Consider the following 12,091-nt stretch of genomic DNA (forward strand, 5'->3'; position numbering starts at 1 on the left):
CAATCCAGGCCTTCTATGTGATGGCGGCCAAGCTGTCGGCTGCGCGCGGCCTGGACCCGGATCGTCCGCGCCATCTGCAAAAAGTCACCAAGACCAACTGATCCCCTCCCCGGCCATCAATGAAGATCAAGACTATGGTTGTTGCATTGATGGCCGCGACTACCTGCGCCTGGGCGGCGCCGGTCCAGAAGATCGAGTTCTGGACCTTCAGCATGAAGCCCAAGTTCACGCCTTATTTCGAAGACCTGGTGCGGCGCTATGAGACCGCCAATCCGGACGTGAAGCTGGAGTGGGTCGACTTCCCCTGGGATATCATCCAGACCAAACTGGTGACGCGCATTGTGGCCGGAACGCCGCCGGCGCTGGTCAATCTCAACGTACCCTGGGCTGATGAATTTGCGCGCGACGGCTTGCTGCAGCCGGTCAACGGCCTGCTTGATGGCGCCCACTATATGCCCGCCGCGCTCCAGGACCTCACTTTCCGCGGCAAGACCTACGGCTTCCCGCTGTACAGCAATGTCGCGGTGATCGCCTACAACCGCGAGATCTTCCGCGCTGCGGGAATTCCTCACGCGCCGCGCAATCTGGATGAGCAGCTGGCGTTTGCGCGTCAGATCGCCCAGCGCACGGGCAAGGCTGGTTTGTGTCCCGCGCTGTCGAAGATTGATGGACTGATGATGCAGCAAGGGTTGCCCGTGCTTGCGGGCGGACGCGCCGTCTTCAACTCCGAAGCGCACGTCGCCTTCATCCGCAAGCTGGCCGATACATACCGCGTGGGTGGTCTGCTAAAGGATAGCCTGTTCGCGGAGGACAATTTCCCTGCCGCGATTGATGCCTACAAAGGCGGCCGCCTCGGCATGCTGCTGGCGCCACCGACTGCCATGAAACGCATCCAGTCGGACGCGCAGGATATTTATTCGATTACCGATGTCGCACCCGCGCCGCTTGGCCCCACGGGCATTGCGGATGGCGGTTGGCTGATTCACTTCGGCATTCCGGCTGGCGTGCCCTCGTCGCAACTGCCCGCGATCGGCAAGTTTGCGCGCTACCTGACCAATGACGCGAATGCACTGGCGTTTGCCAAGCAGGCCAGTGTCTATCCATCCTCAACCCAAGCGGCGAATGATGCGTTCTTTGTTTCCGTGCCGCTTGGCGCGGGCGCGGCGGAGAAGGCTGTCGCAGCCGGCGCTGTGTCGATGCCGCATGCACGCACCATGTACGTCTCCGGCATCGAAGACTATGACGAGCTGCGTCGCGCGCTGGTGAAAGCCGTCGAAGCGGGCGTCACCGGCCGCCAGGACATCCAGGCCGCGCTGGACGCCGCCGTCGCCATCTGGAACAAGAAACTTGCCGCGCACCCTGCCGCTTCGGCCGCCGGTGCAGTACCAGCGCATCCCGCCCCGACGGCGCGCCCTGTCGCAGGGGCTGGCGGCAAGGCAGCGGCGTGCACTGTCACAGAGCCGGGCGGCGACAAGGCAGTGGCGTACGCTGTCGCAGAGTCGGGCGCGGGCGCGCCGGCGGAGGTCCGCTGATGCCGCGCTCCCTGGCCGCCTGGCTCTTCCTCGCTCCCGCGCTGATCCTGCTCGCGGTGTTCTCGTTCTGGCCTGTCGGCTACGGCTCGTATCTGGCCTTCACCGACTACAGCCTGATCCGTCCTACTCACTGGGTCGGCCTGGATAACTTTCGCTACATCTTCGATAACGAGATGTTCGTGACCGGCTTGCGCAATTCGCTCATTTTTCTGCTGATGGTCCCTTTCGTGCAGATTGGCGCGCTGTCGCTGGCGGTGCTGGTCAATAACAACCTGCCCGGCATTAGGCTATTCCGCGCGGCTTACTACGTGCCGGTAGTCACCACCGTCTCCGTGGTCGGCATCATGTGGGGATTCATGTTCCACGAACAGGGCGCATTGAACTACGCATTGATGGCGCTTCGAATGGTCGACGCGCCAGTCGGCTGGCTGCAAGACCCAGCCCTCGCGCTGGCCGCGATCATGTTCGTGACCATGTGGCGCGGCCTTGGCTGGTATATGGTGATGTACCTCGCCGCCCTGCAATCGGTTCCCGCCGACATGCAGGAAGCGGYCATTCTCGATGGCGCCAACCGCTGGCAGCGATTCTGGAAGATCACCGTGCCGATGCTGCGTCCGACCATCATGGTCAGCTCCATCCTGTCCGTGCTGGCCGCGCTCAAGGCCTATCAGGAAGTGGACGTGCTGACGCAAGGCGGCCCAATGAATTCCACCTTCACGGCCCTGTACTACGCCTACGACCAGGGACTGAAGCACCTGAAGCTGCCGCGCGCGCTGGCCGCGAGCTTTATCGTTTCGCTGATCTGCATCGGCATTGCTCTGCTCTGCCTGCGCTACCTGAAGCCCAAGCACCGATGAAGACTGCCGCCCATTACCTGCTGCTCGGCGCCATCGCGCTGCTGTGCGTCTTCCCGTTCTGGTGGACGCTGGTGACGGCGCTGTCTACCGAAGGCAATATCTTCGCTTACCCACCGACCTTCTGGCCTAAATCGCCTTCGCTGGCAAATTTCGCGGAAGTGTTCCGCGTGATCCCGATCCTGTCCTTCCTCAAGAACTCGATCCTGATCGCCGTCTTCACGGTGTTCTGGAAGCTGGTGCTGTGCTCCATGGCTGCCTATCCGCTGGCGCGCATGCAGTTCCGTGGGCGCAAACTGGTGTTCGGCCTGATTCTCGCCACGCTGGTGCTGCCTTCCGAGGTCAACTTCCTCGTCAATTTCATCACGGTCACCAAACTGAGCCTGGTCGATACCTACGCCGGCGTGATCCTGCCGAACGTGGTCACGGCGGTTGCCATTCTGCTGTTGAAGCAGGCATTCGAGGAAGTGCCTCAGGACCTGATCGATGCAGCGCGCGTGGACGGCGCCTCTGAATGGATCATCTTCTCGCGCATCATGCTGCCGTTGATCGCACCGTGGCTCGCCACAGTCGGCATCCTGACCGCGGTGGAAGCCTGGAACGAATACATCTGGCCATCCATCGTGATGAGCAAGCCGGACGAATTTCCGCTGTCGGTTGGCGTGCTGTATTTGCGCGGCACCTTTGGCAGCAGCACGCGCGTGATCGCGGCGGGCACCATCATCACTATTCTGCCGACACTGGCGGCATTCCTTTTCACCCAACGTTATTTCATGCGCGGCATGGACGGAGCTGTTAAATGACCCATAATGAACTCAGAAAAATCGCCGGTAAGCTGATCATGATCCGTTTCCCCGGCACGGTCCTCGATGCCGCGACGGCAGACTTCATCCGCGATAACGGCATCCGTGGCGTATGCCTGTTCCGCGGGAATATGACCGACTCCGCCCAGCTGTCCAAGCTGACCGCCGATCTGCGCGCGGTGATGGGGCCTGAATCGCTGATCGCCATCGATCAGGAAGGCGGCGCCGTGGTACGTTCAACCTGGGTGCCTGCGCCGCCTGCCGCGATGGGCCTGGGCGCCGCCGACGACCTCGAACTGGCGCGCCGCACTGGCGCAGCGGTGGCACGTGCCGCGAAGTCGCTTGGCTTCAACTGGAACTTCGCACCGGTACTGGACCTGAACAACAATCCGAACAACCCGGTAATCGCCGAGCGCTCTTTTGGTGCGGAGCCAAAGCGCGCCGCCGAACTGGCGATGGCGTGGATGGCGGGCAGCCATGCTGAAGGCGTAGCCTGCTGCGTCAAGCACTTCCCAGGTCACGGCGACACGCACGTGGATTCTCACCGCGACCTGCCAACTGTGGACAAATCCGTCGACGAACTGAACGCGCTGGAACTGGCGCCGTTCCGCATGGCCGCGCCGCAAGCGCCTGCCATGATGACCGCGCACATCGTCTATCCGGCCATCGATGCGGAAAATCCGGCCACCATGTCGCCTGCCATTCTGGACGGGATTCTGCGCAATCAGTGGGACTACAAGGGCGTGATCATCACCGACGGCATGGACATGCACGCGATTGCGGGCCGCTACGGCGTAGGCAATGCCGCCGTGCGTGCGCTGGTGGCGGGCGCCGACATGGTCATGGCGCTGGGCACCACGGAAACGCAGAACGAAACGCTGGATGCGATTGCCAAGGCCATCGCCGACGGTTCAATCACCCAGGTGCAAATTGACGAACGCCTTGCGCGCCTGTCCGCGCTGGCGCAAGAGTATCCATGCACACCGCGTGCTTATGCGGAAGATGCGGCCGATCGCGAAATCATGTCCGAAGGCTGGCGCCGCGCACTGACCGCGCGCGGCAACCCGCAACGTCCGGCGGCGGGCAGCAAAGTGCGCCTGGTTGCACGTCAGGACGTGGTGAGCGACGGCGTTTCCGAAGCCGGCGTACCGGCGGGTGTTGTCGCGGCCTCGCTGGGCAAGCTGTACGAAGTGGAGTTGATCACCTTCAGCGACGCCAACACTTTCGACTGGAATGCGCTGCCGCAGGATGGCCGCTTCACCTTCCTGGCGTCCACCTCGCGCCTGCGCTACGGCGACCACGCCCGCAACAACTGGAAGCCGGACCTGCACCTGGCGCTGTGGAATCCGTATCAGGCGCTGGACATCCAGTCCCCGGCACTGATGACTTACGGCTTCGCCGCTCCAGCATTGGAAGCCATCAACGCCTGGTTGTCCGGTGCGTTGGAAGCCCAAGGCCGCTGCCCTGTTCCCGGTTTCGAATAAGGACCATAAACGATGAGCGCCAACCGCAGCCCGCTGACGTGGGTGCCGACCCTGTACTTTGCACAGGGCCTGCCTTACTTCTCCGTCGCCCTGATCGCCAGCCTGATGCTGAAAAGCCTTGGTGTGCCGAACGACGATATCGCGCATTGGACCGCCTACATCGGCGCGGCCTGGATCTTCAAGCCGCTGTGGAGCCCCTTCCTCGAACTCGCGCCGAGCAAGAAGCTCATCGTCGTCTCCTTCCAGCTGATTGGCGGCGTGTGCATGGGGCTTGTCGCCATCTCGCTGCATCTGCCCTTCTGGCTGGCGGCCTGCATCGCCATGCTGGCCCTCGTCGCCATCGCATCCGCGACCCACGATATCTGCTGCGATGGCCTGTACATCTTCAGCCTGACGGAAAAGCAGCAGGCGCAGTACGCGGGATGGACCGGCACTTTCTTCAATGCAGGCCGCTTCATTTCGCTGGGCGGTCTGGTGATCCTCGCGGGCATTCTGGAAAAATCGCAGGGTATCGTTCCTGCGTGGACCATCATCTTCTGCATCCTGTGCGCGACCATGATTGCGCTGGGCCTGTACCACAGCTGGGCGCTGCCGCTGGCGCCCAACGCCAGGCTGGAGGATCACACGATCGCCGGCGTGGCGCGTACGCTGAAGGACGTGATCATCGAATACTTCCGCAAGCCGGGTATCTGGGTATCGATCCTGTTCATCATTCTGTTCCGCGCCGGCGAAGCACAGGTGCAGACGATTGGCCCGCTGTTCCTGCGCGATGCACGCAATCTGGGCGGCCTGGGCCTGACCACGGCCGAAGTGGGCGCCGTGTACGGCACCACCGGCACCATCGCCTTCATCATCGGTTCCATCGCCGGCGGCTATTTCACCTCCTGGCTCAGCCTGCGCCGTGCGATCCTGTTCCTGATCCTGGCGATGAACCTGCCGAACCTGGTGTTCTATTATCTGTCGCACGCGCTGCCGACCGACCTGACCGTGATCGGCGCGGCGCTCAGTCTGGAAATGTTTGGCTACGGCTTCGGCTTCGTCGGCGTGATCCTGTACATGATGCAGGTGGTCGCCCCGGGCAAATACCAGACCGCGCACTACGCCTTCTCCACCGGCGTGATGCAGCTGGGCTTCGTGCTGTTCAAATGGATCAGCGGCGACATCCAGCTTGCGCTGGGCTACAAGAATTTCTTCGTGTGGGTGCTGCTTGCTGCGATTCCGGTGGCCGTGCTGTCGCAGTTCATTCCGATGACTGCCCGCCAGCGCACGCCCGCCAAGGCGGACGCGGAAGCAGCAACGGTGGTCTGAGCGATGGCAGGAGTCACCCTCAAAAACATCGTCAAGCGCTACGACGACAAACACCAGGTCATTCACGGCATCGATCTCGACATCGCTGACGGCGAGTTCATGGTGTTTGTCGGCCCATCCGGCTGCGGAAAATCCACGCTGCTGCGCATGATCGCGGGTCTGGAGCAGATCTCGAAAGGTGAGCTGCACATCGGCGGCAAGCGCGCCAACGACGTGCCGCCGGCGCAGCGCGAGCTGGCCATGGTATTCCAGTCCTATGCGCTCTACCCGCATATGACGGTGTACGAGAACATGGCCTTCGCACTGAAACTGGCTGGCCACAAACCGGCTGCCGTACGCGAGGCCGTGGAGCGCGCCGCCGCCATCTTGCAGATCTCGCCGCTGCTGGAGCGCAAACCGAAGGAGCTGTCCGGCGGCCAGCGCCAGCGCGTGGCGATTGGCCGCGCTATCGTGCGCAAGCCGCAACTGTTCCTGTTCGATGAGCCGCTGTCCAACCTGGACGCCAGCCTGCGCGTGCAAATGCGCGTGGAAATCAGCCGCCTGCACCGCGAGCTGAAGACCACCATGATTTATGTGACGCATGATCAGGTGGAAGCGATGACACTGGGCGAGCGCATCGTGGTCTTCAACGGCGGCCGCATCGAACAGGTCGGAACGCCGCATGAACTGTATAACGAGCCGGCCAACCTGTTCGTGGCAGGCTTCCTCGGCTCGCCGAAGATGAACTTCATTCCCGGCGAAATCGTGGCCCTCGGCGCGGAACATGTGGCCGTGCTGCTGGCGACGGGCGCTATCGTCGAAGTGGCAGCCCTGCCCGGCGAGGCCGCGCGCGGCGACCAGGTGACACTGGGCGTACGCGCCGAGCACCTGTCGCTGGCGCCGACCGAGTTCAATCAGATCGAGGCCAAGGTAGGCCACATCGAGTACCTCGGTGACATATCCATTGTGTATATGGCACTGCCCGGCGTACCGGAACTGGTGGCCGTCAAGCTGCCGATGGACGCTCCGCCGCCCGCGCCCGGCGCACCTGCCGGCGTGCACCTGCCACCCGAGCGCTGCCTGCTGTTTGGGGCGGAAGGAAAGTGTTTCGCTCGTCCGAAAGCTCTGGTTACAATTGGCCCCTGTTGAAAACCCGTATTGTTCCGATTTTATGGGACAATACACGTTTGTCCCTGTTTGAAGGATTGAAAACTATGTCCCAATTCCGTTTCGCCCGCATTGGCCTGCTGCTCGCCGCTATCGGTCTGAGCGCATCCCCAGCACTGATGCAAGCTGCCCATGCTGCCGATGAGAAGCCAGCCGCCGCCGCGCCGCAGGAAACCGTCCGCAAGGACATGATCAAGCTGCTGGATAACAATACGATCAAGCCGCTGATGGACCAGAAGAAGTACGCCGATGTGAAGGCGCTGCTGGACCAGGCTGACGCCATGCCGGACAAGACGCCGTACGAAGCCTACATCATCAACCGCATGCGCATTCCTGTGGCGCTGGGCATGGGCGACAAGGAAGGCCTGATCAAGCTGCTGGAATTCGCGATCAACTCCGGCCGTCTGGACGCCAAGGACAAGACCAACTTCACGCAAGCCATCGCTTCGACCTACTTTGAACTGAAGAACTACCCGAAAGCCATCGAGTGGTTCAAGCGTTATGAAACCGAAACCGGCGACACCAAGTTCCACACCACCATCCAGCGCGCTGCTTACCTGAGCAACGACTTCGCCAGCGTGAAGACTGACCTGGGCAAGGAACTGGCCGAGGCGATGAAGGCCAACAAGCCAATGAGCGTGGACGAACTGCACCTGCTGGGCAGCGCGGCCAACAAAACGAAGGACAAGGAAACCTACCTGAACGCGATCGAAGCGCTGGTCCGCTGGTATCCGAACGACGCTTACTGGCTGGACCTGCTGAGCCGCACCCGTGGCAAGGACAGCTACTCCAACCGCTTCGCGCTGGACGTGTACCGTCTGCAGAAGGTCGCCATGACCAAGATGGAAGCCGAAGACTATTCCGACATGGCTGAACTGGCCCTGCTGGAAGGCCAGCCGACCGAAGCCAAGCAGGCAATGGACGCCGCGTCGAACCAGGGCCTGATCAAGACCGACAAGCAGAAGAAGCTGAAGGCGCAAGCCGACAAGCAAGCTGCCGACGACTTGAAGAACATCGCATCCGGTGAAGCTTCGGCCAAGAAGTCCAAGGACGGCCGCGGCCTGGTCAACCTGGGTTACGCTTACGTGACGATGGGCGAGTACGACAAGGGCATCGACCTGATCAAGCAAGGTATCGCCAAGGGCGGCCTGAAGAACGCGGAAGACGCCAAGCTGCGTCTGGGCGTGGCACAGGCAATGGCTGACAAGAAGGAAGACGCCATCGCTACCCTGAGCACCGTGACCGGCACCGATGGCCGCGGCGACATGGCGCGCTACTGGATTCTGTGGGTGAACCGTCCATATCCAGCGAAAGCGGCACCGGCTGCCGAGCAATAATCAGTTTCGGCTGAATTAGAAACGGGAAAAGGCTCTGTGCCTTTTCCCGTTTTTTTATTGCTGAGAGGCGCGCACGATTGGAATCGCGCTTGCCTCAAAAGAATTTCTACGCTGTAATAGCGATCCATATGGTTATCGAAAAAACAACTCGATGCTGGATCGCCTCACACAGGACACGCGCCTGCTCCGACTGACCACACCGGCAGGCACTGCACAGCTGCTGGCCGAGTGCGTGCGCGGTGAGGAAGCGATCGGCAGACCGTTCGCGTTCGACATCTCCGCGCTGTCGACCGATGCCGCCATCCCGCTCAAATCGCTGGCCGGCCAGCCCGTTCTGCTCGAACTACTGACGGCGGAAAAGGCCGCGACAGCCGCATTTTCCAGAACATGAGCGTGTGCGACATCCTGGATGCACTGCTCGCGAGCTGGCGAGGCCAGGGCAAGCTGGCGCCGGCATGGCGCTTCGAGTTGGCTGATCGTGGCATCTATCCCAAGCGCAGCCTGTGCACGCAGTACCAGGAAAGCGACTGGGCCTTCGCTGAGCGGCTGATGGCCGAGGAAGGCCTGTTCTACTTCTTCGAACACTTTGGCGATGCAGCCAGCCCGTCGCTGGGCAGCCATACCCTGGTGATCGCGGACCATAACGCCGCCTTCAAGCCCAATGCGCAGGCCCTGGTGAACTTCACGCAGCCGGGTGCCGTCATGCGCGAAGACAGCATGGACCGCTGGCGCAGGGAAACGCGCCAGCTGACCAATGCCATCGCCCTGCAAAGCTGGGATTACCGCACCCTGCACAAACGCACCGTGAACGCCGCCGGAGCGGACAGCGCTGCGCTGCCCTTGACCGCCAGCGACGTCCCCGGCGCGTATGCCTACACCAGCCGCGAACACGGACAGCGCCTCGCCGAAAGACACCTGCAAGCGCTGGATACCAGGCGCAATACCGCCACCGGCGCCGGCACGGTGCGGACCATCGCGCCGGGCACCACGTTTACACTGCAAGGCGAAGCCACAACTTCGATGCTGGGCGACGATGCCTGCAAGTTGCTGACCACGCGCGTGCTGCACCTGATGCACAACAACCTGTCGGCGCAAACACGCTCGGTGCTGCAGCAGAAGCTCGGCCCTTCGCCGCTGGAGGCAAGCCGGCACGCCACCCGCGAACCGCTTGCCGAGCGTCCCCTGTACCGCAACCGCGTCGAGGCCATCCGCGCCAGCCTGCCCTACCGCAGTACAGCCGAGTGGCGACGCCCGACTGTGCAGGGACAGCAAACCGCCATCGTGGTCGGCCCATCCGGTGCGCCGGTGCATACGGATCGCGACCATCGCATCAAGGTGCAATTCCACTGGCAGCGGGGAGATGGCAGCCATAGCCGCCTGTCGCCATCAATGTCCGCGGGCGAAACCGGCGCCCCGGCCGACGACCGCGCCGGTACCTGGGTGCGCGTGGCGACGCCGCTCGCCCCAATCGCCGGAGCCAACTGGGGCAGCAATGCCCTGCCGCGCGTCGGGCAGGAAGTGCTGGTCGATTTCCTGGAAGGCGATATTGACCGTCCCGTCGTCATCGGCACCTTATACAACGGCCGAGGGCAGCCTGACGCGCAGCATAACCAGGTCGCGCAAGGCAACGGCGCAGCGATCGGCAATGCGCCCGCGTGGTTCCCCGGCGAGACTGAAGCGTACGCCCATGCCGCCGTGCTGTCCGGCCTCAAAAGCCAGTCCTTGCAAAGCAGCCAGACAGGCTCCGGGGCGTACAGCCAACTGGTGTTCGACGATACGCCAGGCCAGTCGCGCCTGTCCCTGCAATGCCACGCCCAGCCGCATCAGGGCTCAGCGGAACTCAATCTCGGCTTCCTGCGCCAACAGACGGACAACCAGCGCCTGCTGGCTGTGGGCTTCGGCGCCGAGCTGAAAACCGAACATGCTCTGACACTTCGCGCCGGGCAAGGCATGCTGCTGAGCAGCCGGACCTCGCAAGGCGCCAGCGGCCAGGTGCTCGAGTCACGCGAGGCACAGGGGCAAGTGGAGGCCGGCGCAGAACGGCTGCAGGCGCTGGCCGAGCTGGCGAAGACCCACCAGGCCGGCCTGCCAAAGGAGCCCGATCCGGAAAAGCTGCCCGCAGTCGAGGGCCTGCGCAAGAGTGCGGAAGCGCTGGCAAGCCGCACCTCCGCTGGCGTCACAGCATTCGGCATGCCATTGATGCAGTGGGACAGCCCTGCCGGCATCGTTGCCGCCACACCCGCCAGCGCTGTACTCACCGCCGGTATCACGGGCAGCATGTCAGCCGGCCAGGACATCAACTTCGCCTCGCAAGCCAATCTGCTGCATTCCGCTGCGGGCGGCGTCAGCCTGTTCACGCGCGGCAAAGCGGACGACAGCCAAAAACTGAACCAGGAAACCGGCCTGCATCTGCACGCAGCCAGCGGCAAATTCAGCACGCAGAGCCAGGACGGACCGACGACTGTGAGCGCATCCAGGACTGTAACCGCCGCCAGCACGGATGCCGATGTCAGCATCGCCGCAAAGCAGCATGTACACCTTACCGCACAAGGGGCCGCGCTGCGCCTGGAGGGCGGAAATATCGAGCTGCGCGCGCCCGGCAAGGTGGAGTTCAAGGCGAGCATGAAGGATTTGACCGGCCCGCAGAACGCCAGCGCCAGCCTGCCCGCCCTGCCGAAGCTGGCCGTACCCAATCTTCCGGCCCGCTACAGCAATCGACTGGATGTCAGCAATCTCTTTGTCCAGCATGATTTCGGCGCGGTGTCGTTTGCTGCGAAACGCGCGGACGGCAAAGCGGTGACCGGCCTGCTCGACCAGCATGGCCGCACGGCCCAGGTCTTTGTACCCGCCGAGGAGAACATCGATGTACTGGCTGGCACCAGCCTGCGTCAATGGAACCTCATCTACGATTACGACAACGAGCAAGACGCATGAAAGCCAAGGATACGCCCGCCGAAGACCTGGCCAGCCTGGTCAGAATCAAGCTGATTGACCCGCTGGGCAACAGCATCGAAGGCCTCAAATACCAGATCCGCGAAGGCAGCAAGGTCGTCGCCAAGGGCAGCACGGACGGCAGCGGCGCCATTGGTCAGTTTGCGTCGCGTATTGGCGCCCAGCTCGAAATCTACGTGGAACGCTTTGCCAGCGATGGCATGAAGCAGATCAGCACCCTGGTGCCGTGGGCGGAGAAGTTCTCCGTCAAGCTGGCCAGCGGCAAGGTAAAAAAAACCGTCACGAGCGCCGAACATCATGGCGATGCCGGCGATTACCAGCGCAAGACCCATGTCGTGAAGAGCGGCGACACTTTATCGACCATCGCGGCAAAGAACGGCGCCACGGCGGAAGCGATCGCACGCCTGAACGGCATGCAGCTGAACGAAGTCCTCAGCATCGGCCGGGTACTCAAGCTACCTGTCGACAAGCCCGCCGCCACGCCCGGCGCTGCTGCCCCACCCAGCAGCAAAGCCGACCAGACGCCGGTGCCGATCAAGATCGAACCGGCGCGCGGCGAGAACGGCACGCCCAAGACCGACGCCAACGCCACCTGCGACAAGACCGGCTGCCTGAAGGTTGGCGACAGCGGACCACTGATCGAAGAATTGAATATCCGGCTGTTCGGCTTTGGCA

Annotated in this window: 10 protein-coding genes; all 10 read left to right on the forward strand. The window is 62.7% G+C overall.

The genetic code is table 11. The features are described 5' to 3' along the window. Positions 1 to 119: 119 nt before the first annotated feature. Positions 120 to 1,532: an ABC transporter substrate-binding protein gene (locus AB4Z11_RS14040; RefSeq protein ID WP_442025863.1), complete on the forward strand. Its 1,413-nt coding sequence runs from the start codon at positions 120 to 122 to the stop codon at positions 1,530 to 1,532. Beyond that, positions 1,532 to 2,389, forward strand: coding sequence for a carbohydrate ABC transporter permease (locus AB4Z11_RS14045; RefSeq protein WP_442025864.1), 858 nt, complete (start codon positions 1,532 to 1,534; stop codon positions 2,387 to 2,389). The genes AB4Z11_RS14040 and AB4Z11_RS14045 overlap by 1 nt, the downstream gene beginning before the upstream one ends. After that, a complete protein-coding gene (locus AB4Z11_RS14050) occupies positions 2,386 to 3,189 on the forward strand; it encodes a carbohydrate ABC transporter permease (protein ID WP_442025865.1) in 804 nt (267 codons plus the stop codon). The genes AB4Z11_RS14045 and AB4Z11_RS14050 overlap by 4 nt, the downstream gene beginning before the upstream one ends. After that, positions 3,186 to 4,673 carry a beta-N-acetylhexosaminidase gene (gene nagZ / locus AB4Z11_RS14055; protein WP_442025866.1) on the forward strand — a complete coding sequence of 496 codons (1,488 nt, stop codon included), beginning with the start codon at positions 3,186 to 3,188 and terminating at the stop codon, positions 4,671 to 4,673. The genes AB4Z11_RS14050 and nagZ overlap by 4 nt, the downstream gene beginning before the upstream one ends. A gap of 12 nt (positions 4,674 to 4,685) precedes the next feature. Continuing rightward, positions 4,686 to 5,981 (forward strand): MFS transporter, encoded by a 1,296-nt coding sequence (locus AB4Z11_RS14060; RefSeq protein ID WP_442025867.1) that lies wholly within the window; start codon positions 4,686 to 4,688, stop codon positions 5,979 to 5,981. Between the two features lie 3 nt (positions 5,982 to 5,984). Next, on the forward strand, positions 5,985 to 7,109 hold the full coding sequence (locus tag AB4Z11_RS14065) for an ABC transporter ATP-binding protein (protein ID WP_442025868.1): 1,125 nt from the start codon (positions 5,985 to 5,987) through the stop codon (positions 7,107 to 7,109). A gap of 65 nt (positions 7,110 to 7,174) precedes the next feature. Beyond that, a complete protein-coding gene (locus AB4Z11_RS14070; RefSeq protein WP_442025869.1) occupies positions 7,175 to 8,464 on the forward strand; it encodes a tetratricopeptide repeat protein in 1,290 nt (429 codons plus the stop codon). Positions 8,465 to 8,615: 151 nt separating this feature from the next. Then, entirely contained in the window at positions 8,616 to 8,855 is a 240-nt protein-coding gene (locus tag AB4Z11_RS14075) for a hypothetical protein (RefSeq protein WP_442025870.1), read from the forward strand. Then, entirely contained in the window at positions 8,852 to 11,398 is a 2,547-nt protein-coding gene (locus AB4Z11_RS14080; protein ID WP_442025871.1) for a type VI secretion system Vgr family protein, read from the forward strand. Before AB4Z11_RS14075 ends, AB4Z11_RS14080 begins: the two co-directional genes overlap by 4 nt. Then, positions 11,395 to 12,091, forward strand: a 697-nt coding sequence (locus AB4Z11_RS14085) for a LysM peptidoglycan-binding domain-containing protein (RefSeq protein WP_442025872.1), incomplete at its 3' end; no start/stop codon positions are given. The genes AB4Z11_RS14080 and AB4Z11_RS14085, both read left to right, overlap by 4 nt.

The sequence above is a fragment of the Pseudoduganella sp. RAF53_2 genome (assembly GCF_052113985.1).
GTDB lineage: Bacteria > Pseudomonadota > Gammaproteobacteria > Burkholderiales > Burkholderiaceae_D > Rugamonas.